A 23,451-nucleotide genomic window follows, 5' to 3' on the forward strand; every position below is an offset into this window, starting at 1 on the left:
CGCTTGCGCGTAGAGGGGACGTACGGTTTCGGGGGGCAAATGGCAACCGGGGGCAGGGGGCATAAGGGCAACGAAAGGCGCTGAAAGGCACGCTTCGGGACCGACAGTCCCGAAAAAGTCCCGAAGTCGGTTCGCGATGCGTTCTCAGGTGTTGCCGGCCCGTCATAGGCGCCACTCGGCTCAGGCCATATCCCGTCCGGCCCTCCCCAGCGCCGGACGCCATGTCAGCCTCACCGAAGCCCAAGCTCGTCCCCGCCGATCCTGCTCTCTGGCGCAAGGCCTTCCTCGACCTTCGCCCCAGCGTCTCGCCCTGCCCAGGCCTGACCGGCACGAACTGGACCGCCATGCACGAGGCCGCGATCGACTTCCTCGACCGATACGCCGATCAAGCTGTGGCGCTCGGCTGGACGACCTTGGATCTCTGGGGCGTGCACCCTCAGGCCGGGACGATTCGGCCCGACTTCTGCGGCGCCATGGTGCTGAGCGGGGAAAAGGTGTCGGCCGTCCACACGGACCGAATCGCGTTCGAGCGGACGACCTACCGGCGCGACAAGCCGGGCCGGCCCGGCGGCGCGGTGCCGCTGTGGACGTTCGGGCGGTGACGCTGGCTCGCTCTGTGCTATCTCGCCGGCATGGCTGAGAACCCTACGACCGGCGAACTCTACAAGGCGAAGGTGATCCTGGAGGCGGACGTCCAGGCCGCGGTCGACGCCTTCATGGCGGATCCGAGCACGACCGCATTCCTGTTCGGCGATGGCTACCGGATCGACCTCGCCGAGGCTGTGAGCAGCCACGAGTGGGCGAAGGTGACCGTCGCCAACAAGGAATCGACCGAGCACCTGAAGCGGGCCGCCGTGCGCACCGCGATCCTGCTGGCCCGGCCGGAGAAGCCATGAGCCATCAAGCCCCCACACCCGACGAGATCCTGGCTGCCGCCGCATTCCTTAAAAAGCGCGGCCGAAACGTCGATTCCATCCCAGGTGATAAGGCCGGGACCTACAGGATCGATGGCCACATCAGCACCGGGCATGACGTGGTAAGGCATGCGGTCATGACGGGCTGGAAGCTGCTTCGAGATGCGTAGGACCGTGCCTAGCGCGATCCTGCTCGCCCGCTCGGAGAAGGCGTGGCGGTGCGGCTGGTGAGGATACGAAATCGCTAGTACCAGTCGCTGAGTGGCTGCCCACAAGTGAGGATCTGATTTACGATGGCTTCCTATTCGCAGATTTATGACGAAGTATTTTCAAATCATACTGGATATCAAAGCCCTATAGGCTCTCCTGGCTTTCGGCTTTGTTTACAAAACCAAAAACGAATACAGCAGCTTGGGCAAAAATCACTCGATTATGGCTGTGGAGCCGGGTTCACCGTTGAGTTGCTGAGATCGCATCTCTTTCAGAAGGAAGCATTTGGAGCTGATATCAGCCCGAAAATGGTTGCGGCCGGAAATGCTCGAATTGGCATGGATGCAGTCAAGGTCATCTCGAATGGGAGAGCCCCGTACGAAGATAACTCTTTTGACTTCATCACCTGCTTCGATGTCTTGGAGCACCTTGATGAGGCCGATATCCTAAACGTTGAAAAAGAGTTCCGAAGGTTGATCAAACCAGGCGGGACAGTTTTTTGCAATATTAGCTTAAGACTGGCAGGAAGCGTCGATCTAGACGGCAGAAATTTGCACCGCACTGTCCAGGCGCCAGATTGGTGGGATAAGATATTCGCGTTCGACGAATTTACCGTGGAGAAATCAGATATGGAGATGACAGGATGGAAGCGGATGTGAAGTAATTATTTCACAAACCCGCAGAAACATTTAGTAGCGCACTCAATCCACGAACGTGATCACCGTTATGCCGGCCTAAATACATTCAGGATAGATTTTGCATAGCGGAGCTGCCCTGCCCTGGCGCGACATCACCACCGACGACTACGCGCCCCGCATCTTCCCAGAGACGTCCGGCAGCGCGCAGTGGATCGCGTCAAGCGACCGCGTCTACGAATTGCTGAAGGGGCAGCACGAGGGCTTGTATCGGCTCCGCCTGGTCCTGCGCGAGGCGGTCGATCTGAAGCGCGGACCGAAGGCCGACCCGCTCTGGTATTGGGACTACGACGCGGGCCCGCCCGCGATCACCTGCGTGACCGAGACCTGGATCCTGACGAAGGATGGGAAGCGCCGGCGGGTAGGCGAGAATGGTTTCGCCCGCTGAGGAGTACCCATGCGCAAGGAAAAGGCACCCTCTGACGCTCCAGGGCGGCTTGCAGTCGAGAAGGAGCCGGATCGCTCCCCGGCCGGCCTCCGCACCACCGCAGACCGAATCGACCAGCGCAAGGACAGCGGCTTCTTCGTGCCTGGGTCAGCAGCGAGCGTCTACGCAAAGGCTATGCGGGTTCTGGCCCGGGAGCGGGAGCAGAGGCCAGAAATAGGAAAGCCCGGCACACCATGACGGTGGCCGGGCCTTGGTCCCCTCGCAGCTAGCTAGGCTGCGATCTTATAGTTCGACGGATCGGAGCCATCGATACGGATGGGCGCGGTCTCAGCGCTGGGTACGCACCAGCCCGATAGCTCACGCACACCGGCGTCTTTGGGCAGGCCGAGGGCTTCGATCGCCTCGAGGCGAATCAGTGCCTCGGCGTTATTGTCGAGCTCGATTTCATTTCGCTCCCACCGGCTCACAGTCAGGGGTTCGCGATGCACGATTGCAGCGAGCTCAGCCTGAGTGAGGCCCATTTCGGTACGGAGGAATCGCAGCTCGGGACCGGATATGGCCGAGCGCTTGCTCACGATGCCATGAGCGATGGCCTTGTGCAGACCATTGATATTCGGGATCGTGACGCACTCCTCGCCGGCATCGTCATGCACGAGGGTGGCGCCCTCGATCATGACGTTGGTGAGACCGCTCTCTGTGTAGCGATAGGCGTTCATGGTTTTCCTCAATAGATAACTCAGTGAGGCATAGAGCCTCAAATATGGAGCATTAAGCCCCATCATTATTTACGATTCGTCTACATACATCACCGTAACTAGTTTCATCTGGCAGTTGTTTGCATCGGGGATAACTACGACGCGGATGGTCCGGCTTCCTGAGTTCGGGGACCGGCTTTCGATCCGGTACTTGTAATACCCAGGACGCGTAGATGGCTCCGGATCTTCGTACACGAACCCGTGTTTTAGGACGTACAGAACGTCACCCGTTGTCAGATCCCGCTCGGCCAGCCGCTCCCGAATGTGCATCGTGTAGGTCATTGGAAGCTGCTCATCGCGAGCCAACTTCCTGATCTCACTGGTAGCCAGCGGAGGCTTCCAGGGCTGGTCGAACGGCATGAGTGCTCCCCTTGGCACCAGAAGCACTTATCATCATGATAAGTTCCTAGCCATAGGTAATAGGTAGTAGGATGGTCGCAAGGGGCGGCGGTGGCATCGGTGCCACTTACCCAACCGGGTAACTGCGCCGGCACCCTGTTCCCTTGGCTCCGACGAGTCCAGGCTCCGTGCGCGGCCGCACAAAATCCTGCTGCTGCCGGAGCCGGGCGGGTGCTAGAAGCGCCGAGTAGGGTTCCAGCCGATTCCCGCGCACGTGCCGCAAGCCTTGCCGCTTAAGTAGCCCGAGGCGCTGCACTCGGGACAGGCGACCCAATCATGCTCACCTAGCATGCTCACCCAGACCCCCGGGCGCTTCTGTCCGGGGCATCGGTGAGTGGCGTTGATCATGCCCATCGTGTAGCCGACGTCGCCGCAACGGGTGCACTGCGCGACAGGGCGTGGCTTAGGCTTCTGGGTAGCTTGCATGCCGTACGCTAGCACTGCCTGCTTGGGAAAGAAAAACCCGCCGCGGCCGGAGCCGGGCGGGTGAAGGTAGATGCCCTCGGGAAGGACATGCCGGCCAAAACCATTCTGGCGGCTCGCCGCGTCGCTTGCAGGATCCGTGCAACAGCGGGATGACCGGGCACGGAAACTCACTTCGCATTGCGCCAGCTGAAGGGGATCCGGTTGTCCAAGCGAGGAGCTGCGCTAGATCAGCCGCGCCGATCCGACAGTCCCCCCATTCATCGTCCGGGTCGGTGGCGGCCGAGTCCTTCACGGGGTCTCAACTCGGCCGCCTTTCCGCCTGCTCCGCCGTTCAGTAGAAGCCACTCGTCGTTTGCTCCGTAAGCGTCACGCACGCGCGGTAGGCTGTCTCGCCCGCCTCGTCCCGTACGACAGCGGTGAAGGTGCGATCATCGCACTTCAATCCGCACTCCCCGGCCACCTCGTACAGCGCACGGACGGCCAGGCAGCGACCCGCCTGCAGGTCCGGAAGAACAGTGCCCTCCTCGTCCGTTACGACGTATTGTCCTGCTGCAACGTCAACGAAGTACCGCGGCATCTGCCTTCTCCGGATCGCTTCAGATGACTCAGGAATGCCTGATGCGACGTTTTGTTCAGCCCTCCTAATTGCGGCGCCATCTAATCTGCAACGAAAAACCCGCCTCGGATTGCTCCGGGCGGGCTAAGTTTGGGTCACTTCCCACCATGCGATACCGCGAGAAGCGTGGCTGATGGCAGGTTGTTCCGCCCCCCCTTAACGGCCTTCATCCTCCCATCGGCCACTAAGGGTGAGCTTCGCTCGATACAGGGTGTTCCCCTGGTCATCGCGGACCGACGCAAACCAGCTTTGCTGGTCATTCCCTTGGATGGAACGGGTCGCGATCTGCGCCAAGGTATCGAGCGCTAAGCAGCGTCCAGCCGCCTCGTTTGGCAGAACGGTGCCCGCGTCGTCTGAGGTCGAGCCCTGGGTTTGGCCGACGTCCAAAAAGTATCGCGGCATCCGTTTTCCCGCTGGTTTTGACATATGATAAAGCGGCAAAACCGTGCAGGTTCACTGGTTCGCCTGCAAAATAAACCAATTACGGTCATCATACAGAACGATGCCGCTGCGTGCCCCCCAATGCGCTAATGGTGGAATCTCCGATATCGTGCCTGCATACCAAACTGCCGGACGAGACCTTCGTCGCTCCAGAGATCAGTTCGGATATCACTGCCTCTAGAAGTGACGATCAGGATCGCTTCAGCATCGCTGCCAGCCGTAAAATCTCGGACGTGAATAATTCGGCCGTCGGTATGGCGTGTGATCGCACGGTACGCCCGCGTCGGCTTGTCGTCGGCCCGCAACGCGGGCGGCTTGGCATATTCCATCCATTCTCCAGGTTGCTGCTGGCCGTGGTACCTGAAATACCAATCGGAGCACGCGAGAGTTCAAGGGCGCCTGGGCCCATATGCTCAAGCTTCCGTGATTAGAATGGCGTCTCTTTGACGTGGAGCGGGATTACCGTTTCGTCGCCTGAAAGTAGCTACAAGAAATCCGCGACAGCTCTCGCTGGGCGGGTTAGGCAGAGATGGGTGCCCCGCAGGTCAAGCAGCGAATGGATCTCACATTTGAGAGATCAACCCGCGCAGCGGATGTCTCGCGTGCCCCGCGTCAGTCCCTGGATCGCCTCGACCATCTCGCGGTGCTCCTGGTGGCGGTCCTCGGCGAGGCGCTTCTCGTGCTGACGCCGCTCCTCGAGCAGGCGCCGTTCATGCTCGCGGTGCTCCTCGGCCTCCTTTTTCCGGAAGGCCATCTCGGCCTCACGCATCAGCGTGCAGCGATCATGCGATGCCGAGACCCCTCGTAGGGCATCGATGATGTCCTTCAGGTCGCTCTGGCCCATGACCATGCCGGCGATCTGGGCCAGCCCACCCCCGCCCACCGTCGGGCGCTCGATATGCGGCTTCTCCAGCTTGGCCCGCATGTAGCCGATGACCGCCAGGATGATGCCCCCGCCGCCACCAGCGGCCAAGAGCGTGCTCAGGATGTCGACCCACTGCTTCACGTCTTCAGGCGACATTGCGCGGCGCAGCTCCGGCGGAGAGGGAACCGTTCTTGAACATATCGTAGCCGGTTGCGAGGACGCACCAGCCCTCGAAGCCGAAGCAGACCCAGTACCAGCCGTAGCCGGCCGGCAGCCGGACATTCAGGGCGTAGGAGCCGACCAGCATCAGGAAGCCGATGGCGAGCCAGCACAGGCCGCCAGAGAGCGCGCCGACGAAGCGGATCACCGGCGTCCTGCGCCACCATCCGTTGATCGCCAGCCCGACCATCCTGAGGATGGCCACAGAGGCCGCCATCATGCCCCACCGCGACTCCGTCATGACCTGGCCCATGATCGAGTAGACCGGCATGTCGAAGTAGGCCTCGGGCCTGAGCATGCTGGAGCCCCAGACCAGGAGCATGCAGGCGAGCATCCACTCGGTGGACCGCGTCTTGTTCATGGCGGTCGGGTTGTGGATCGGGTGCATAGTGACGCCCCCTACTTCACGACGCCAGGCAGCGCCCCCGGCACGCCCGTCGTCCGCTCGTAGGTGCGCTGGACGCCAAGACCCAGGATGCCGGTCAGCACCACCATGAGGTCGTTGATCGACAGCGTCGGTGCCGGTGGGATCGCAGCGCCGATGGCCACTCCGACGAGGTTGGTCGTCCAAGTCAGGATCGGGGCGAGCACGAACTGATAGCCGAAGCCGCCGGCGCAGATCCAACCGACCGAGGGACGCCAGCGGGCCGAGAACCGGTCGTTCCCGGTCGCCTCGGCGAGGTTGACCGTCGTCTGCGCCTTGGCCACCTCCATGGTGGCGTTGATCGCCGCCACGTCGCGCGCAGCAAAAGCTTGCTCAAGTTCTGCCCGAGCTGCGGCCTTAGCATTCGGGTCCGGCACGAGCCGGTCAACGAGGATCTTGGCGGTGTCCGCCACCGAGGGCAGCACAGCGCCGATGGCTGGTCCAATACCGCCTGTCAGCGCACCGCCGAGGATGTTGCCGATGAAGCCGCCTGCTCCGTTTGCCATGTCAGTGGCTCCAATCGTTGAAGAAGCCCGCAACAGCGAGCAGGATGAGGATGACGACGATGCCGAGGGCGCCCAGGCCGGCAAAGGCCAGCACCTCGCCCCACGTGACTGCGCTTTCCATGGGATCAGCCTTTCTTGAGCGGGAATGCCGTGCGGAAGCGATCGGCCAGCGCGCCCCAGAAGCCTGGTTCCGGCGCCGGAACGGTCGCAGGGGCGTCGGCGCGCGGCGCGGGAGCGAGGATGACGCCGCTGTTGCGCGGCGCAGGAGCCACGAGCGGGCCGGCGGGAACGGGGATCGGCGCGACGGTGACCGGCGGCACGGGCAGAGGCGCCGAGGCGGCCATATTCAGTGCCTCACGCAGCACGCCGTCGCACCGGGCCGTCCAGCCCTTGCCGAAGGTAGGCCAGGTCGACAGCTGCCGCAGAAAGGTCATGCGGTCGGCCATGATGTGTTCGATGGTCGAATCCACCGGGCGGTTGGCGACGTTGGCCAGGGTGATGGAGCCGATCACGCCGTCGTCGGCCACGCCCACGGCGCGCTGAAGCGCCATGGCGGCGCGCTTTGGACCCGAGTTCACCGCGAAGTCGAAGACGGCATAGTCGAGCCCGGCCGGAAGTTCGTCGCCGCGGATCGCGTCCCAGTAGTTCTTCCGGTAGATCGGAGCGACCGACTCGCGGGTGAGCGCCTTTACCTCGGCCTTGCTCGCCGGGCGACCGAGCCACGAGGACAGTGTGCCGATGGTGACGCCGAGATTGGTGGCACCGCCTGGATCGGCCGGATGATCGACCCAACCACCTTCATGCTTAAGGGTAAGCGGGAACGCTCGCGAGAAGTTGTCCGCAGCCATAGGTGACTCCAGGTTGTCGGAAGTGAATGTTCGACTTTGAGCACCTCGCCCGAGGCGCCGGGTGGGCGGTCACCGAATGCAGGACGATCCGGGGCCGCTTACTGAGGACGCGGCGGTGGCGCGGCGCGGACGCTTCGCCATCTGGGGCATCGTTTTTGCCCTAGCGCTCACGGTCGTTTGGGCGGGGATGCTTGGCGCCGGCCTGATCTGGCTCGCGGTGTGGCTCGCCAAGCTGCTGATCTGACCTCTCCACACTTCGATCCCGGTAGGCCGGTGGATCAGCGCCGCCGGGCCGGCCGAGCGCAGACGAGGGACGGGATCAGTTCGATCGTCACAGCCACGCAGACCGTGCGGTGCCGGGCGGCCATGGCTGGAGAGGCCAGCGCGCAGAGGAGCGCGGCGGCGAGCAGGGCGCGAGCCATGGGTGGTCTCCGGATTGTCGAGGATCAGCCGTTGAAGGCGCGCAGACGCTGCTGGTTCATGGTCCAGTCGCGCGTGACGATGGCTTGGCCCAGGCCCGAGCCCGAGACCTCGTCGTAGCGGGCTCGGTAGAACAGCCCGTTGAAGGTGGCGGTGAAGGTCTGATTGTCGCCGATGTAGCCGCGCTCAGCCGGACCGAGGATGTCGAAGGCGACCTTCGTGACCCACGGGGTGGTCAGACGCAGCTGGCCGTCGAGGTAGAACAGGAACCGGGCCTGCGAGCCGTCCGCGCTCGTCTGGTACTCGTAGGCGTGCTGGTGGACGTTGAAGCTATCGAACAGGTTGGCACCGCCTGCGGCCCAGATGCTCTGCTGCACGCCGGGGAACTGGGCCGCGGCGTCGGTGGCGACGTTGCTGGCGTTGGCCACGGCGTTGATGAGGAAGTGCCGCTGACCGGTGATGGTGTTGCTGATGTTGACGATGGCGTTGTTGATGCCCTGCGCCCCACCGCCGTAGAGCTTCGTCCAGAACGTCAGCAGGAAGTTGTTCGAGGTACGCAGGAACTCGAGGGGCAGCTCGACGCCGTAGGTGTTCTGCCCGAAGAAGTGCAGGCCCCCGCCGTCGATCTGGAAGGCACGCTTGGCCTGCGCGGGCGTCCCGCCTCGGATCAGGTTCTTCATCGGCGTCTGCGCCACGACCGGCGTCGCCGGTGCCCCGTAGGCGCTGGGCACGTCGATGATCGCGGCCGTCCGCCCCTGCCAGGCCGAGGGGTCGAAGTGCAGGATGTCGCCGGCGCCCAGGCGCGCCTGCGTCAAGACCTGGATGGGTCCGGTCATGGATCAGCCTTTCGGGAAGGAAGGTGTCAGGCGACGGGCGAGAGCGAGGCGCCCCAGGCGAGGAGGCCCTTGGTGGTATCGCCCGCGTAGGAGGTCGCCCCGGTGTCGTCGGCGAGCGTGATGACGAGGCTGTAGTCGGTGCCGCTGGTGCGTGTGGCGGTGATGAAGACCAAGAACCAGCCGTTGCCGCAGTCGATGATGCCGCTCGACACCACCGTGGTGCCGTTGGTGCCTGTGGTGCCGCCGATGGTGCCGGCCGCGAGGTTGACGCCGCCCAGGATCGCCTGACCGCTGGCCGAGGGCGTGTTGAGCGCGAGCGTGCAGCGGCTGCGGCCGGCCGCTTTCAGGAGAACGGCGAAGCGCTGCTTCGATCCGGCGGCAACCGCGGGTGCGGCACGGACGATGAAGTGATTGCCGGTCGCCGAGGTCTCGGAGATGAGAGTCGGCGTGCCGTAGCCGTCCGGCGCCCGGACGCCGGCGGCAGCCGCCAGGGTCACCAGCTGCCTGGTCCAGGCCGCGTCGGTCATGTCGCCGACGTTGGGGATCACGTTGCCGGGCGGGATGAGGTCGAGCCAGCCTTTCCGCGCGATGAAGTTGGCGTAGAACTTCGCGATGATGGCGTTGCCGGCCTCGTTCATGTGCAGCGCATCGTTGGTGATGCGCAGGGATGTCGGGGTCAGGTCCTGTGCGTGATCCGCTACATCCTGGCTGCTGTTTCCCTGGAAGCTGGCGACCACGAACTCGCGCAGGTCGACACCGTCGAGGCGCAGGTAATTGTTGGGCCACTCGGCCTCGATCGCCCGGTTGATGGCGATGATGTTGTTGTAGCCGGCCGACCCGATCGGCTCGGCCGTTGAGTTGAAGATCGGGCTGACCGTGAAGCGTTTCGAACGCGAGGTGATCGACGCCACCATGGCGCGCAGGTCCGCCAGCACCTGCGACAACACCGGGTTGTTCCGCCCGGCCCAGAAGTGGTTGATCAGGTCGGGATGGTCGGGCACCGAGGTGCCTTCGATGGTCGTCTTCGGGTCGACCACGAAGGGCGTCGCGTAGCCGACCGCCACCGCCGTGCCGGCCGCGGCCCGGGTGAAGCTCGCCCCCGTGCCGTTCCAGGTGAAGGTGCCGGGCACGCCAGCCAGGGTGCCGGTGAGGCTGAACGCCGAGTTGTCGATCTTCTCGGCCGGGCCCGCTGCCGCCGGGGTCAGCGTCACCGCCGTCGCCGCGGCCGGGATGATGCCGGTCACGGGCATGTAGCTCTTCTGCCCGCCGCCCTGGCGGGCCGCCACCGATACGCTCGTCGTGCCCGGGATCCCGAAGTTGTAGACCGGGCGCGCGAGCAGCGTGGCGAGGCCCGGTGTGTAGCCGGCCCAGGTCATGGAATCGCCCCAGGCCGAATGGCTGGGGAACGGCAGCACGGGGTGCTCGGCCGGCGCGTCGAGGCGGCTCCAGAAGCGGTTGCCGGGCGCGGCTCCCCGCAGGCCGGGGGCGCGATCCGATGTCCAGAGCACGGCCCCGTCCGTGGTGATGCGCGGGCCGGTGTTGTTCGACCCAGGCGAGGACACAGGAGTGCGCTGGCCCGTCGAGCGGCGTTCGACCCAGATCTGCGACTGCCCGGACGTGTCCGGCAGCGCCAGAGCCTCGTAGTCGCTCTCGGGCAGGATCGCCCCGGCATCGAAGGCCACAGGCCGCGCGAAGCGCTTCACCCCCGCCTGGACGCTCTCGATCAGGCGCCCCTCAGCATCAGTGATGGCCTGGGCGAGGCCCGCATTCAGGGCGTGGTCGCTCGGGTCTTCGGCGCGAGCCCCGGGCACCTGCAGGTTGACGCCGAACTCCCAGTGACGGCCGCGGCGCAGGTAGATGACGCGGTAGTCCGCATCGACCATGACCGGACCGAAGCCCTCGTGCAGCCCGTACTGAGCGGCGCGCTCGAAGCTCTGGTCCTCGGCGAAGATGGGAAGCTGACCGAGGGCCGCGTTCACTGCAGCCAAAGCGGCCACGAAACCGTCCAGGCGCGTGCCAAGTGCGCCCTCGGCTTCTATCGCCCTCTCGATTTCGTCCGTGAGGCGCTGCGACAACCCCGCAACGACGCTCGGATCCAACCCGGCGAGGCCGAGCAGGTACTGGACGAAGTCCTCTATGCTCTGTCGCTGAAGAACGCGCGCACCGCCACCGGCGTCGGCGTGCCCGATCACCTCGATGATCGGCCCGAGCGGTAGGTTTGGCGTGCGGATGCCGTTCTCGACCATGAGCGTTTCCCAGCACTGGAGAGGGCGCTCGCGCGGCCCTGTCGAATCGGATGGTTCTGGAAGGCCCGAGGGCCGAGCGTCAGAGGACGGTGACGTTCACCGGGCCGCGCGGGATGGAAGCGACGGGCGGCGCATCGTTATCCAGGGCCACGACGAAGATGCTGTAGGGGCCCGGGTCGAGTGTCAGGTCGAGGACGAGCGGGACGTTCGGGCCGCTCGCAACCGGGTCGCCATAGGGGCTGGCGGTAGAGAACGCCGCTGAAGTGCCTTCGGCCACGTAGACCTGCGAGGTCGCGTTGTTGGGGCTCGCGCTGCTGGTCCAGGTCGCCCGCGCGCCGCCGGCCTGCGCCTCGGCTGCGAGGCCTTCCGGTGCGATGGGCCCGATTGGGTCAGTCGAAGCCACCACGTGGGTCATCAGGGCCGTGAACTCGCCCTTGGTGCCGAGGCCTGAGATCCCGCGCGCCTTGAACTCGATGTCGTCGCCCTTCGCATAGCCCGGCAGGAGCACCGCGCCACTGCCGGCTTCGGCCGTCGTCGAAGTGAAGGCCGTCGTCCCGCCGATCCGGCTCTGCACCTCGTAGGTGACGATCGCGACGGTGCCGGCCGGGTTCGGCTGGAGCGACACCACCACGGGATATGGCACGGCATCCGTGGCGACGCTGGCCGCCTCGCGGCCCGAAGCGACGCCTGTGATGACCGGCGCGACAGGTGCAGCGGTGTTCGCCTGCGCCTCCGATCCTGACCGCCCACTCCAGGGCGGCGGAACCTCGGCATCGACCCGCTGCTCAATTTCCGGCGCGTGGTCGACAAGCGTCAGGCGGGCGGTGAAGTTCTCCATAGCCTCGACGCCCTTGACCGTGCAGGCGAAGGACTCTTCCGAGCCTGGGCCGAAGAACGCGAGATTGCCGACCTCGGGCATGTCACCGGCGCCCTTGAGGGTCACGACCTGCGTCTCACCATAGCCGCTGACAGCACGCACGAGGCTGGCACCATCCGAGCGCCGGAAGCGACAGGCGTAGGCCAAGCCGGGTTCGAAGGTCACCATCTCGTCGAGGTAGACGCTGGCGCCGATGACGGTCTTCACCCGAGCCGCGACCATGGTTCGGTCGAGCACGTCGTGACTCAGCTGCACCCGGTCGCCACGGGTGACCACCAGCGCCTCGAAGTCCTGATTGGCCGTGTAGGTGTCGGGCCGGTAGACGAGCTCGTACTGCCGGCGCCGGGTCTCCTTCCAGACCATATCGGGGTTGGTGTGCCCAGGCAGGTCCAGCTTCTCGACCACTTTCGGATCGCCGGAGAAGCCCGGGAACGGCACGATGCGGTCGGCCTTGGCGTAGCCGTTGGTCTCGTCGAGGAACGACACCCGGAAGGCATCGGGGAACTTGGAGAACGGCCGCTCGCCCTGGAAGCCCCAGGAGTTGCGCGGGCTGATGTGCGCGGTGACGGTGTCGAGGATCCTGTCGATGACCACGCCCCAGCGCTCGCCGCTGTCATGCGGGCTGGCCCGACCGGCGGCCGCCACGTCCGAGAGCACATCGAGCACCGAGGCCTCGTAGTCGTGGATCCGATTGTAGGTCAGGCCCTTGGCGGCACAGAACGCGTGCCAGTCCTCAAGCTCGCCGATCTCTTCCAGTGTGAAGGGGTAGCGCATCGCTGGGCCGGTGAGCACATGCCGGAATAGCGAGGCCGGGTTCTGCGTCTCGCGCGTGATCCAGGTGCTGGAAGCCACGTCCCAGTCCGGGCAGATGCAGAACAGGTCGGCGTTGAACTCGTCGAGCGTGCCGTTCAGCTGGCCCGAGGCGCGGATCCGCACCGCGGCCAGCGCCAGGGGCTGGCCGAAGTTGATCGGGTACTCGGGCCGGAACGAGCGCAGCGCCGACCAGGCCGAGCGGCCCGTGCGCTGGATGTCCTTTTTCGTCTGGTCGATGTCGTCGTAGTCGACGGTGGTCCGGGTCAGCTCAATCTCGTAGCGGCCACGGGCCGGGAAGGTCAGCGGGAAGGTGCGCGTCAGCGGCTTGCCGGACTGCTTGGCGGTGACACTGAGCTTCGACGTGAAGTCCCAGGCCGTGTTCCCGACCCGACGGAAGCGGATCGTGATGTCGACCGTGACGCTGACCTTGCTGCCGTCCTTTTTGAAGCCGCCGAGCCCACCCGGGAAGCTAAGATCGATGGAGCAGGACGCAGCGTCCGGCGCGGTGAAGCGCGATTGCGGGCCACCGGTGGGCGAGGCCGCCTTGAGCTCCACCGAGAGAGGCACCTCGACCACCTGCGTCGGGTATAGGGCCAGACGGGCATCGTCAGGCCGCCCCTCGCGCAGCTCCATCTGCACGTCGCTGAACTTCTCGATGGGCGTCTCGCCGATCCGGACGTTGCGGATGGCGAGCGGCCCGTACCCGAAGCAGAACGCGGCCGTGACGTAGCGGTCGTCACCCACGGCCTCAGTGAAGGGCAGCGCGGCATAGGGCGGCGCGTAGCGGTGGAAGCCGAGGACGGAGGGCACGACACCGTCGGGGGTTGCCTGATTCCGCAGGCCCTGGATGGCATAGGTCGGCGCGTCCTTCCCGTTCGTCCGGGTCGGGATTAGCGCATTGATGAGCAGCGTCCCGGCGATCAGGGCCGAGCCCGTGATGGCGGCCGAGAGAGCCGAGGTTAGGCCACCCGAGACCGAGCCGCCGACGCCGAGGAGCGAGCCGGCGAGCGCCGGGGCATAGAACTGGCCGAGGGCCAGGGCACCGACGGTCACCGCGATGGTGAGCACGTTGCGCAGGATGTCGTCGCCCGGCACGACGCGGATGACGACCTGGGTCCCCGCCTTCGGCCGAACGGCACGCCAGAGGCCCGGCAGGATGACGTGCTCGCCGATGGTGACGCGCAGACGCGCCCGGTCCGCGCCCGTGACCTTCGGCAGTGTTGCGGCGATCATGTCGGAGATGGTCGAGCCCGGCAGCGCCCGCGTCTCGATGCGCCCGAACGACGGATCGAGGTGGGGGAGCGCCAGGACGCCGATGTCAGAGCCCAAGCCGGCGCTCCATCAGGTCCGCGTGCCGGTAGACGCCCGCCAGCCGATGCGCCCAGCGGCCGGTGCGATAGTCGATGATGGCGCTCTCCTGATCGTGGGTGATGTGGAGCATGCGACCGCGCCCGCAGATGAGGCCCACATGCGTGTCCAGCCCGGCGCGGCGGAAGACCGCCACGTCGAGGTCGCGTTCCTGGCCGGGCACGACGAGGTTCCAGGGCCAGGCGCTCGTCGCACCGTCGATGATGGCGGCGATCTCGGCACGCTCGGCCGAGGTGGCGAAGGCCTCTGCGTAGGTCGGTAGGGCGATGCCGGCGACCTCGCGGTAGATCAGGACACCCAGCCCCCAGCACGAGACGCCCTCGCGGGTGTCGCCCTTCTCCTGCCAGGAGAGGCCGACGTAGGGGACGGACCACACGGACATGAGATTAGGGAAGCTCCTTAAGCATCCGAAACATCGCACTCCCGACAAGGCCGAATATTGCATTGAGTTCGTCAATACTTTCGACAAAATGCTCTGGATGTGCCACGGGATTTCTATACATTCTAGTGATATCCCTAAGACACGAAGTTACCTCAGGCGTGCCAATATTGTGCTTTTCCATAGCGGCAATGTAAGCGCCCATACTTGGACCGTTTGGCTGAGGAGCTTCTCCACGAAGCTCTCGGTAGTATTTACGAAGTATTGCCTCATTAGACCGATGCAAGTGGAACGCTGCGGCCGTTAGCAGACCAAAAGCCATGCACTTTGTTGCCTCTTTCAAATCTTCCGCTGCTTCAGGCACTTTGTCTTCAATGCCTACCGGGAAAATCGTGAGGCCCTCATTTATAAGCTTGCGCGGGCTGTACCCCTTACGTGCAGGAACTATATAAGTGTTGCTGCGAGCCAACTCGGCCAACAAAACTGTGATAAATCGAGATGCGGCCGTCTCTATTTGGATATAGACCGAGCTATCAACTTCTGGACCACCCTGTGCCGCATTCTCAAATATTTGATAAGTTCCGCTAATCGTATCGATGAATTTTCTGCCGGCCGCCATTGCTACATCCAAATCAAGTGGACTTAGCAGAATAGCCTCTGTCAAATCGCGTATTTTGAGCATCCTGCTAGCAATAACGGATGGATCAGCTTTCCGGTCTAGCGCTCTGAACGATGTAAGGTCGGAGCCCCAATGAAAAAAATCCGTCCCATCAAGCTCAATCATCTCTATTCCGTAGGTCAGGTTGTCTGAGGAAATACCTGCGCCCCACGTTTGAAGCGCTTCAGCAACCTACCATCGATCAGGGCCCCGCTGTTCGCTTGAGACGGATTGCGTCCTCAAATTTCCTAAGCCTAAGCGGCGAACAGCCCCGGGAATCGGCTCACCGTCATCCGCCCGGCCGGCCAGGGCTCAGCGGTCAGCGGCTCGGCCGAGATGTCGAGCGAGACCTGCGCGGCGTCGTAAGATCCGCGGACGCTGCGCAGGTTCGTGTAGCGCGCCTCGATGATGTCGGGCGTGCCGGCGAGGACCACCGTCATGTCGACGGTGGCGTAGGTGCCCGGCGTGATGGAGCGGATGGCCTTGGCCATATCGCTGTCGACGTTCTCCAGGGTGAGCGTCGTCTTGGGCGGGCTGTCCTTTTCGTCGTCGGGCAGAACGGCGCCCATCAGCACGAAGGGGTAGACGATGCCCTGGTGACGGGTGCCGTAGACGAGCGGGTCAGCCGAGATGCGCACGGTTGGGTCGCTCGACAGGTAAGCCGGCGCCGAGAGGCTCGGGTGCCTGATCGTGACGAGCACCACCGGCACCTGATCGGTCTGGTCTTCGTTCGCGGCTAGCCGGGCGTGGAGGGATACAACGTTCGGCATCAGGGCATCACCATCATGGGGAAGGTGACGGTGTAGGAGATGCCCCGGTTGCGCGTGGTGAAGGCGGGCGGGCTGTCGCCGGCCAGCACCAGCCACCAGGCGGTATTGATGAGCGGGCGGCCCTGATCGTCGAGCAGCTGCAGGCCGCCGTCGGTCAGTAGCACGACACCGTCGCGCGCCTGGTCCGGGATCAGGAACGGCAGCGACCCGCCCGCGATCTCCTCGAGCCAGAAGCGTTCCAGCCGGGCTTTCTCGTCAAGGCTGACCTTGAACCCGGCGGCGACCGGCTTTGGCGCCGAGGAGAACCGACGCCGCGACTTCGCATGTCCGGTCTCCATGGCGGTGCGGAGCCGACCGTCGGCCAGCCCCTCGCTGAAGCTGTCGGCGAGCACCCGCTGCGGTAGGTCTGAGGGCCAGTAAGGGATCACGTAGAGACGACCTTGCGCCGGTTGAGCGCCGCTTGACCCTGCGGGCTCCGAATGCCCTGCGCCGTGACCTCAGCGAACGAGATCTCGGGCTTGCGACCTCCTCGCCCATCATCGACCTCGCGCGTCTGGGCGACGTAGCCCGGCGGGGTGATGATGTTCGGTGCGAACACCGGGGGCGGTTGATTGAAGTTGGCCGCCGCGACGGGTTGGATGCGGGGCACGCGCAGCTCAACCGGGATGGCTCGGCCACGCGAAAGGGGCACCGCAGCCTCGGGCCCGGCCTCGCCGAAGATCGACGGACCAGAGCTGACGCCGCCCTCAGCGAACTTCGGCAGCGCGCCCGACCCGAACAGGCCCGCCAGGCTGGACAGGAAGCCACCGCCGCCCTTGTCTGCGCCGCCGAAGAGGCCGGAGATGACGCGATCTGACGCTGTGCTGAGCAGCTTGTCGGCGAGCCGGCCAGTGATGTTGCCGAGCAGCGTCGCCGCGCTGACACCCTGCCGCAGGTCGCCGAGCATGCCACTGAACACGGTGTTGCCGAGCTCCCGCGTCTGCCGGAGGTTGTCGTTCAAGCGGAGGGCATCGGCCTCAGCCGAGTCCATGCCGAGGCCGGTCCCACGGAGGCGCGAAGCGACGGACTGATCCTGCGGACTGCGGTCGAGTTGCGCGCGGTCGAACAGGATATCCCGGCCGATGCGGCTGTTCTCAAGGCCGGCCTGAGCCTTCCCATAGGCATCGGCGGTCTTGAGGATGACGTCCCGCTGTGCCGCCATTTCAGGGGTCAGCTGCGAGGCCGAAGCTTTGAGCAGATCCTGCGCGGTGGTGAAGCTACGGCCGAGCACCGTACCGCGCTCGATCTCGGCATTCAGCAACTCCTGGATCTTCTGCCGGCGTGACTCGGCCTCGGTGGTCTGGTCGGTGAGGGTCGTCTGCGTGCGCAGAACGGCTACTTCACGCTCGGACACGCGTATGGCGGGTGCTCCGCGGTTGATGGTGCGGTCTGCCCAGTCGATTACGCTGCCGACAGACCGGCCCCCACCGACGATTGAGGGGTTAGAGCGCGCAGCATTCGCACCAAGAACAGACTCGGCGCTCGCGCCACGGTCAGCCCGCAGGAGGTCGACTGCGCCCTGCGCGCCCGCGAAGTGTGCAAGGTAGAGGTTGCGGTCCGTGGTCGCGAGACCGGCTTTTTCCAGGAAGCGAGAGTTCTGCTCGGTCAGTACGCGGATCAGCTCAACGCTGTCTCCGCGATCAGTCCGCCGGGCTAGGATCTCCTCGCGCGACATGCCCGCCGCGCGCTCTGGGAAGCGATCCTTGAACAGCCGAAGCCAAGTGCTCTCGATGAATTGGCCAAGGCCCGTTGCCGTCGAAAGAGGGTTCCTCGCATTGGTGTCGCCGCGGCTCTCGACACCGACGACACGCTCCATGAAGGAGTTGACGTTCTGAGACCGGCTAGCCCGGGTCTCCGTCTCCCGCTTCATGGTGTCCAGTTCGGTGTTCAGGACTTTCGTCAGCCCTTCACGCTCAACGATCGTTTGAAGCGCGACTTCCCGCGCTGCCACGATCGACTGTAGCTCACGAGGGTCAAGGTTCGGGTCGTTGAGCCGGTCGTTATAGGGCTTGGCGATGCTCTCGCGCGTCGCAGATGGGTCGATGTTCCGCTTGCGAAGCTCCTCCTCGAATTGGAACCGACGTTCAGCAATCTGCCGATCTACCGGATTTGCCCGGTCCGTGGAGAGGCGGTTCTGGAGATCGGCCTGCCGGGATGCAGAGGCCACCGCCGCATCGCCGAACCGCTCCATGTCGTCCCGCATATTACGTGCTGCGACGCTCATCCGCTCGAAGACGGACTGAGTTTGAGCAAGCAGGATCGGGTCGAGGCCGAGTCGAAGCGGGTCCGAGATCGCCTTACGCAGCTTCTCGACCCGGTCCTGGATCTCCCTGAGTCCCACACCAGCAGGATCAAGCTGACGAACGAGGTCGCCGAGCTCACGCGAGCTTTGTGCAGCTGCGGCCTGGGTCGAGCGCCGGGTGCGCTCTTCCATCTGCCTCGTGAGATCGTCGACCTCTTTCTGCGTGCTGGTGGCGAGCGGACGGCTGACGAAGCTGCCGCCCGGCCCGGCCATCCGCTCGCGAATGTTGCGCAGGCGGACCGTCGCGTTCTCCAGGCGCTCCTCAAGGGAGCCTCCGTTGAATGCCTTGTCGGCCTGCTGGCCGATGAAGTCCCAGAGGTTCTTGACCGGGCCGAACGCGGTGTCGGTAGCCCGGCCCCATGCGGTCGTCAGGTCCGCGGCCTTGGTCAGGCTGCCTGCGTAGGCGTCAAACAGTACGCGCTGCGCGCCGAGGCGGTCGCCCTGCGCTTGAAGAGTGCGGATCGACTGAGCCGTGCGGTCGTCAAGGAAGCCCAAGCGCTCGTTCAGGAGGTCCGCCCCCTTGCTGGGGTCGGCGAAGGCCTTCGCAAGCTCCTGGGCCGCGTCCGGCACAGCCTGTCCGCTGGTCTTGGTGTAGTCTTCCAGGCTGCCGAGCAGCTTGGCGACCACTTCCCCGCCGATGCGCCCCGTGGCGGCAAGCTGCCCTCCGGCCTCACGCGCAGCGCGGGTGCTGATGCCGGTCGCGTCGGATGCGGCGCGGGCATAGGTGTTGATCTGGTCTGCGCTGACGCCAGAGGCGCGGCCGACACCCGACACCAGGCGCTCCGTCTCGCGCATCGAGTTCTGATAGGACAGCATCGCGGCCGCGCCAGTGACGGCTGCGGTGGTCACGATGCCGAAGGCCGCGCCAGCCACGCCGATACGGCTGACGAAGCTGCCCACAGCCTCGCTCGCCTGGATCGCAGCGCCCTTGATCGAAGCCCCTCCAGAGCCGGCGAACACCTGCGCGATCTGCGGGCCCTGCTGCAGGGCGATCATGCTCAGCGGGCTGCCGCTGCCGAGCTGAGCGACGATGTCGCCGCCCTGGTAGAGCAGGTTCTGCGCTTGATCCTGGCGCAGGCGGCCGTTCTCGTTCGCCGCAGGGGCAAGGGCCGGCATCTGTCCGATCGAGCCGAGCCGTCGGCTGGCCTCAAGGTTCGCCGCCCGCGAGTTGGCCTGCGCCTGGATCGCAGAGAGCTGCGCGCTCCCCTGAGCCTGAAGAGCCTGGAAGCCGGCTGCCATGCTGCGCTGTGCGTTGCCGACGCGGCGCGCGGCATCCTCTGCAGCGTCTGCCTGGGTCTCGAAGACGCTGGCAGAAGCGCGCGCGGCGCCTGCCGCTGCCGGGCTGACACCTAGCAGGCTGTTGATGTTCGCCTGCGCCCGCGCCTGCGCCTCAGCTTCGCGTGCGGCCTGTGCCATCTTCTGGTAGCGCGCGGTCTGGCGGTCTGCAGCGGCACCAGATGCGTCGGCGGCTGCACCCACGCCCTGAAAGGCCGCCTGGCCTGCGGCGCCCGCATCCTGCAGGACGCGCTTGACCTCGGCCCCACCCTCGACGCCGAGGCGGATCGCGATGCTAGTCGGCATTCTCGCTCTCCTCCTGGTAGGACTTGACGATCACCGCCTCAATGGACGGAAGCACGTCAGCGAGCAGGGTGGTGCTGGCACCCATGGCGTCGGCGAGCATAAGCACGGCGGTAAAGTCGAGGGCGTAGGGCGTACCCATGCCGGCGCGGACCTGTCCGCCGCAGCGCTCGATCACAGCCCAGGTCACCAGACCTTCGTCGGTCTGGGCCTCATGCGTCAGGTATGGGCACTCTGGGCACTGCTCTCCGCAGGCGTCGCAGTAGCTGGCGCCGCCTCCGTAGTGCCAGCGGGCGAGCTCGATGAGCCGTTTTTTTCCTCCCCTCGCTCCAGAGCTGGGGCGACATAGCGAACATCAATCTCGTCGTAGGCCGGCCAGTGGTCGAGGAGGGCTCCAATGGTCTCGCGATTGACCGACGCGGGGTTGCCGTCGGCGTCGCCGACCCCCTCCCACTCCAAGATGCCGCGCTGCGCGATCTCGCGGACGAGCGCGATGTTGGCGCGAACACCGACATCCTCCTGATCCTCGCCGCGGAAGACCTTGCTCACCGCGTCCCGGGCGACCAGCATGGACGCGATGGTGATGGGGCGAACCTTGATCCGCACGCCCGGCAGGAGGTCGATCCAGTAAGGTTCGGCGGCGGGAGTGAGCTTCAGCACGTGGGCGACCTCAGTACGCAGTGACGTTGTTGATGAGGGTGGCGGTGACCGTGCGACCGTTCGTCATGTCGCGTGCGGCCTGCCAAGCAAAGGTCGCCTGCACCCCGTTCGGGCCAGTGACCGGCGTCTTGGCGCGCGGCAGGTAGACGGCGTGCACGGTGAAGACGAGGGAGCGCCCGGCGTCCGTGACCCAGCCGAAGGAGAGCTCGACAGGCTCTCCGGCCGTGGCCTGGTCGAGCAGGACGGTGTCGCGGAAGCGCACCGAGATGCTGCCGGTCATCATGACCATGCCCGGGTCGGCATCCTCGATGCGCCCGTCGCCCCGGATGACCTCCACCTTGTCGAGGCTGTTCGAGTAGGTGAAGTCGGCCGAGACGACGGAGCCGAGGTCGACGCCGGCCCGCTTCACGGCACCCTGGAAGGGCGAAAAGCGCTCGACCGAGGCCTCAGCGAGCGTGCCTGCTCCAGAGGCGGGCAGCTTGTTCTCACCCTGAGCGATCAGGCCGAGGGAGGCGGTCAGCAGGCCAGAGCGCTGCATCTGCACGCGCATCGTGTTGCCGCGGACGCCGACGTTCTGGCCGTAGCTCGGCACCTCGGGCAGGCCAACCTCGACCGTCATGGACGGGAGGATGATGGCGCCTGACCTGAACACATGGGTGTTGCCGTTGACGCCTGGCGAGCTATCGGGCGCACCCATGAAGAGCTTCAGCCAATTGCCGAAGTTGCGCAGGTCGATCGGCACGACCACGTCGCCGTCGTTGTTGATGACGTCCTTCGAAGGGGGCAGCGGCTCGCGACCGTAGCCCAGGAGGTCGGACGCGATGAGCTGCTGCTCCTCGCCGAGGTTCGACGAGACGAAGGGCAGCTTCCGATAGCCGCTCGCCGGCGGAACGCCGTAGGTTGTCTCGAAGGCAGCCGCCATGATGGCGTTGGATCCACGCGCGCGCGCCATGGTGCTCTCCTGGGGTGGGGGTCAGTTCAGGGGATCAGTCGTGCCGTAGACGGCGACGATGTTGACGAGGGCGTAGCGCGACACCGGGGCGCCGTCAGTGGTCAGGCCTTCGGTCTGCGCGGCTTGCACCATGAGGTAGTCGCAGAGGCCGCCGAGAGTCCGATTGGCGGCCACGGCCGCGCCGATGGCCTGCATCATGGCGTCGAGGCGGATTTCGGCGGCGACGGTCCGAGTGGCGTTCGCGGCGACCTCGACCGGGATCTGGTGCTCGTAGATCCAGGTCGTCGGGTTCAGGGTGACCTCGGGCTCGCCTGGGTCACCGTCATCGACGTTGACGTAGCCACCGGTCGGAATGGATTCCTGCTTCTCCGCGTTCCGGTAGTGCGTCGCCTTCGGCAGCGCATCCTTTACGAGGGCGGCCACGGCCTGGATGACCTGTTCGCGCGTGCTCGGCATCAGGACATCCGGTCAGTTGCAGATCACGCGGATGGTGATGGGAGTCGACGGCGCGTTCTCAAACGGCAGACCGCCGAGCACGACGACCTTCGAACGCTTCACGAGAAGCGTGGCACCCGAAAGGGTCTGAGAGGTGACGCCGCCCGTGATCATCACGTCGCCGTTCCAGGTCGTGATCACGTCGACATCCGGCGTGGTGAACGCTGCGCCTACTGCGCGAAGACGATGGCGTAGCCGTCGCCACCCTGGCCGCCCGCGCCGGAGGCGAAGCCGTTCGTGCTGGGACCGCCGCCGCCGCCACCGCCTCCGGGGTTGCCACCCTTGCCGCCGTTGCCTGCCGCGACGGCGTTGCCTGAGCCGCCACCAGCACCGCCGCCGCCGCCGCGACCCTTACCGGTCGCAGCAGCACCGTCGCCACCGTTGCCGCCGCCTGCCGTACCAGCGGTGCCGCCCAGGGCAGCCGGGTTGGTGTCGGTGCCCGATGCGGACCCGGCGCCACCTGCAGAGTCCGTGTTGGCGACAGGAATGGTGCCACCACCGCCGCCGGAGCCCGCACCCGTTGCACCTGCTACGCCTGCCGCGCCCGGACCCGCGGCCGTGGAACCACCGCTCGTGCCAGCGAAGGCCGGCGCGCCGGCCGGAACGTTCGCGGCCCCGCTGACAGCGATTGTGTTGCCACCCGCACCTTGCTGCCCGGGGCCTGCCGCAGCCAGAGCGCCGAACTGAGTCCGGCCACCGGCGCTGCCTGCTGCGCCGTTGGTGTCATCGGTGGTGATCGAGGCGCCGCCGGGACCGCCAGCGCCGATGACGAGGGTCGTCGAGGTCGGGACATCGGCGGCAGGAAGGGTGAAGGGAATACGAGCGCCGGCCGCACCGCCCGCACCGCCCGTACGAAGTGTCCCCGCGGCCCCGCGTCGGCCCGAACCGCCGCCCGCGCCGCCGCTGATGAGCACGCCGCTGATGATCGTCGACCCGGTGGGCTTGGTGTAGGTGTAGGTCCCGGCCGTCGGAAAGATCTGCACATCGGCCGTGGTCCGCTTCCAGACCGCCGCGCCGGCCGTGTTGTCGACGCAGATGAAGGCGGTCTTGGTGGTCGTGTTGACCCAGCGCGAGTTGACGATGATGCCCGACGCGCTGTCGTTCGTGACGGTCGGATCGGCGGTCGATGTCAGGAAGCCGGTGTAGAGTTCGGTGAAGTTGCCGTTGATCTTTCCGGCAGTCGCCCGCAGCGTGTCGCCGCTGCCATCGTTGGCGGTCGTGCCGGCGCCGATGGACTGCTGGGCGGCATAGGCCTGGCCAGCGAAGGGCGCGCCAAGCAGCGATGCCGCCAGCGCACCGGCCATGAGGAAGCGGCCCGCGAAGCCGCGGGGGCGGAAGACGTTTCCGAGCAT

Annotated in this window: 29 protein-coding genes; 6 read left to right on the top strand and 23 right to left on the bottom strand. The window is 65.6% G+C overall.

Annotated elements, in window-relative coordinates; genetic code table 11:
* Positions 1-221: 221 nt before the first annotated feature.
* The 5 genes from ASF20_RS04760 (at position 222) to ASF20_RS04770 (ending at position 2,207) form a co-directional block, all read left to right on the top strand.
* On the top strand, positions 222-602 hold the full coding sequence (locus ASF20_RS04760; RefSeq protein ID WP_056271444.1) for a hypothetical protein: 381 nt from the start codon (positions 222-224) through the stop codon (positions 600-602).
* Between the two features lie 30 nt (positions 603-632).
* Positions 633-896, top strand: coding sequence for a hypothetical protein (locus ASF20_RS04765; RefSeq protein ID WP_056271447.1), 264 nt, complete (start codon positions 633-635; stop codon positions 894-896).
* On the top strand, positions 893-1,084 hold the full coding sequence (locus ASF20_RS23810) for a hypothetical protein (RefSeq protein WP_156647958.1): 192 nt from the start codon (positions 893-895) through the stop codon (positions 1,082-1,084). The genes ASF20_RS04765 and ASF20_RS23810 overlap by 4 nt, the downstream gene beginning before the upstream one ends.
* A 123-nt stretch (positions 1,085-1,207) precedes the next feature.
* Positions 1,208-1,783, top strand: coding sequence for a class I SAM-dependent methyltransferase (locus ASF20_RS23085; protein ID WP_082501167.1), 576 nt, complete (start codon positions 1,208-1,210; stop codon positions 1,781-1,783).
* A 97-nt stretch (positions 1,784-1,880) separates the two neighbouring features.
* Positions 1,881-2,207 carry a hypothetical protein gene (locus ASF20_RS04770; protein ID WP_056271450.1) on the top strand — a complete coding sequence of 109 codons (327 nt, stop codon included), beginning with the start codon at positions 1,881-1,883 and terminating at the stop codon, positions 2,205-2,207.
* Positions 2,208-2,476: 269 nt separating this feature from the next.
* On the opposite strand, the gene ASF20_RS04775 is transcribed toward ASF20_RS04770, so the two are convergent.
* The 8 genes from ASF20_RS04775 to ASF20_RS04810 form a co-directional block, all read right to left on the bottom strand.
* On the bottom strand, positions 2,477-2,923 hold the full coding sequence (locus tag ASF20_RS04775) for a helix-turn-helix domain-containing protein (protein ID WP_056271453.1): 447 nt from the start codon (positions 2,921-2,923) through the stop codon (positions 2,477-2,479).
* Between the two features lie 69 nt (positions 2,924-2,992).
* Complete coding sequence (locus ASF20_RS04780; RefSeq protein ID WP_056271457.1) at positions 2,993-3,322, bottom strand: DUF4258 domain-containing protein; 330 nt, start codon at positions 3,320-3,322, stop codon at positions 2,993-2,995.
* A 796-nt stretch (positions 3,323-4,118) separates the two neighbouring features.
* The gene (locus ASF20_RS04785) at positions 4,119-4,364 is read right to left on the bottom strand and encodes a hypothetical protein (RefSeq protein ID WP_056271460.1); all 246 of its coding nucleotides are present in this window, start codon (positions 4,362-4,364) and stop codon (positions 4,119-4,121) included.
* A gap of 566 nt (positions 4,365-4,930) precedes the next feature.
* Positions 4,931-5,173, bottom strand: coding sequence for a hypothetical protein (locus ASF20_RS23815; RefSeq protein ID WP_156647959.1), 243 nt, complete (start codon positions 5,171-5,173; stop codon positions 4,931-4,933).
* Positions 5,174-5,421: 248 nt separating this feature from the next.
* Positions 5,422-5,865: a hypothetical protein gene (locus ASF20_RS04795; RefSeq protein ID WP_056271466.1), complete on the bottom strand. Its 444-nt coding sequence runs from the start codon at positions 5,863-5,865 to the stop codon at positions 5,422-5,424.
* The gene (locus ASF20_RS04800; RefSeq protein WP_244476328.1) at positions 5,855-6,289 is read right to left on the bottom strand and encodes a hypothetical protein; all 435 of its coding nucleotides are present in this window, start codon (positions 6,287-6,289) and stop codon (positions 5,855-5,857) included. Before ASF20_RS04800 ends, ASF20_RS04795 begins: the two co-directional genes overlap by 11 nt.
* Positions 6,290-6,327: 38 nt before the next feature.
* The gene (locus ASF20_RS04805; RefSeq protein ID WP_056271472.1) at positions 6,328-6,858 is read right to left on the bottom strand and encodes a 3TM-type holin; all 531 of its coding nucleotides are present in this window, start codon (positions 6,856-6,858) and stop codon (positions 6,328-6,330) included.
* A 125-nt stretch (positions 6,859-6,983) separates the two neighbouring features.
* Positions 6,984-7,706 carry a glycoside hydrolase family 108 protein gene (locus ASF20_RS04810; protein ID WP_082501168.1) on the bottom strand — a complete coding sequence of 241 codons (723 nt, stop codon included), beginning with the start codon at positions 7,704-7,706 and terminating at the stop codon, positions 6,984-6,986.
* A gap of 76 nt (positions 7,707-7,782) precedes the next feature.
* Here ASF20_RS04810 and ASF20_RS23820 point away from each other — a divergent pair, with 76 nt between their 5' ends.
* Complete coding sequence (locus ASF20_RS23820) at positions 7,783-7,950, top strand: hypothetical protein (protein WP_156647960.1); 168 nt, start codon at positions 7,783-7,785, stop codon at positions 7,948-7,950.
* Between the two features lie 34 nt (positions 7,951-7,984).
* Here ASF20_RS23820 and ASF20_RS23825 read toward each other — a convergent pair whose 3' ends face one another.
* From ASF20_RS23825 to ASF20_RS04870, 15 genes are all read right to left on the bottom strand, one after another.
* Positions 7,985-8,128 (bottom strand): hypothetical protein, encoded by a 144-nt coding sequence (locus tag ASF20_RS23825; RefSeq protein WP_156647961.1) that lies wholly within the window; start codon positions 8,126-8,128, stop codon positions 7,985-7,987.
* Between the two features lie 24 nt (positions 8,129-8,152).
* Complete coding sequence (locus ASF20_RS04815; protein ID WP_056271474.1) at positions 8,153-8,962, bottom strand: hypothetical protein; 810 nt, start codon at positions 8,960-8,962, stop codon at positions 8,153-8,155.
* A 26-nt stretch (positions 8,963-8,988) separates the two neighbouring features.
* Positions 8,989-11,208, bottom strand: coding sequence for a hypothetical protein (locus tag ASF20_RS04820; RefSeq protein WP_056271477.1), 2,220 nt, complete (start codon positions 11,206-11,208; stop codon positions 8,989-8,991).
* Between the two features lie 79 nt (positions 11,209-11,287).
* The gene (locus ASF20_RS04825) at positions 11,288-14,227 is read right to left on the bottom strand and encodes a hypothetical protein (protein WP_056271480.1); all 2,940 of its coding nucleotides are present in this window, start codon (positions 14,225-14,227) and stop codon (positions 11,288-11,290) included.
* Positions 14,217-14,648, bottom strand: a complete 432-nt coding sequence (locus tag ASF20_RS04830; RefSeq protein ID WP_056271483.1) for an NlpC/P60 family protein — start codon at positions 14,646-14,648, stop codon at positions 14,217-14,219. The genes ASF20_RS04825 and ASF20_RS04830 overlap by 11 nt, the downstream gene beginning before the upstream one ends.
* Before the next feature lie 4 nt (positions 14,649-14,652).
* A complete protein-coding gene (locus ASF20_RS23830) occupies positions 14,653-15,429 on the bottom strand; it encodes a hypothetical protein (protein WP_156647962.1) in 777 nt (258 codons plus the stop codon).
* A 128-nt stretch (positions 15,430-15,557) separates the two neighbouring features.
* The gene (locus ASF20_RS04835; RefSeq protein WP_056271486.1) at positions 15,558-16,073 is read right to left on the bottom strand and encodes a DUF1833 family protein; all 516 of its coding nucleotides are present in this window, start codon (positions 16,071-16,073) and stop codon (positions 15,558-15,560) included.
* On the bottom strand, positions 16,073-16,501 hold the full coding sequence (locus ASF20_RS04840) for a hypothetical protein (protein ID WP_210166843.1): 429 nt from the start codon (positions 16,499-16,501) through the stop codon (positions 16,073-16,075). The genes ASF20_RS04835 and ASF20_RS04840 overlap by 1 nt, the downstream gene beginning before the upstream one ends.
* The gene (locus ASF20_RS04845) at positions 16,498-19,995 is read right to left on the bottom strand and encodes a phage tail length tape measure family protein (protein ID WP_056271492.1); all 3,498 of its coding nucleotides are present in this window, start codon (positions 19,993-19,995) and stop codon (positions 16,498-16,500) included. Before ASF20_RS04845 ends, ASF20_RS04840 begins: the two co-directional genes overlap by 4 nt.
* Positions 19,985-20,182 carry a hypothetical protein gene (locus tag ASF20_RS04850; protein ID WP_200927187.1) on the bottom strand — a complete coding sequence of 66 codons (198 nt, stop codon included), beginning with the start codon at positions 20,180-20,182 and terminating at the stop codon, positions 19,985-19,987. The genes ASF20_RS04845 and ASF20_RS04850 overlap by 11 nt, the downstream gene beginning before the upstream one ends.
* Before the next feature lie 29 nt (positions 20,183-20,211).
* Positions 20,212-20,652 carry a hypothetical protein gene (locus tag ASF20_RS04855; protein WP_056271496.1) on the bottom strand — a complete coding sequence of 147 codons (441 nt, stop codon included), beginning with the start codon at positions 20,650-20,652 and terminating at the stop codon, positions 20,212-20,214.
* Between the two features lie 10 nt (positions 20,653-20,662).
* Positions 20,663-21,604: a phage tail tube protein gene (locus ASF20_RS04860; RefSeq protein ID WP_056271499.1), complete on the bottom strand. Its 942-nt coding sequence runs from the start codon at positions 21,602-21,604 to the stop codon at positions 20,663-20,665.
* Positions 21,605-21,625: 21 nt separating this feature from the next.
* Positions 21,626-22,060: a hypothetical protein gene (locus ASF20_RS04865; protein WP_056271501.1), complete on the bottom strand. Its 435-nt coding sequence runs from the start codon at positions 22,058-22,060 to the stop codon at positions 21,626-21,628.
* A 12-nt stretch (positions 22,061-22,072) separates the two neighbouring features.
* Positions 22,073-22,240 (bottom strand): hypothetical protein, encoded by a 168-nt coding sequence (locus tag ASF20_RS23835; protein WP_156647963.1) that lies wholly within the window; start codon positions 22,238-22,240, stop codon positions 22,073-22,075.
* 29 nt (positions 22,241-22,269) lie between these two features.
* Positions 22,270-23,451: a hypothetical protein gene (locus tag ASF20_RS04870; RefSeq protein WP_056271504.1), complete on the bottom strand. Its 1,182-nt coding sequence runs from the start codon at positions 23,449-23,451 to the stop codon at positions 22,270-22,272.

It is taken from the genome of Methylobacterium sp. Leaf88, assembly GCF_001422795.1.
Taxonomy (GTDB): Bacteria; Pseudomonadota; Alphaproteobacteria; order Rhizobiales; family Beijerinckiaceae; genus Methylobacterium.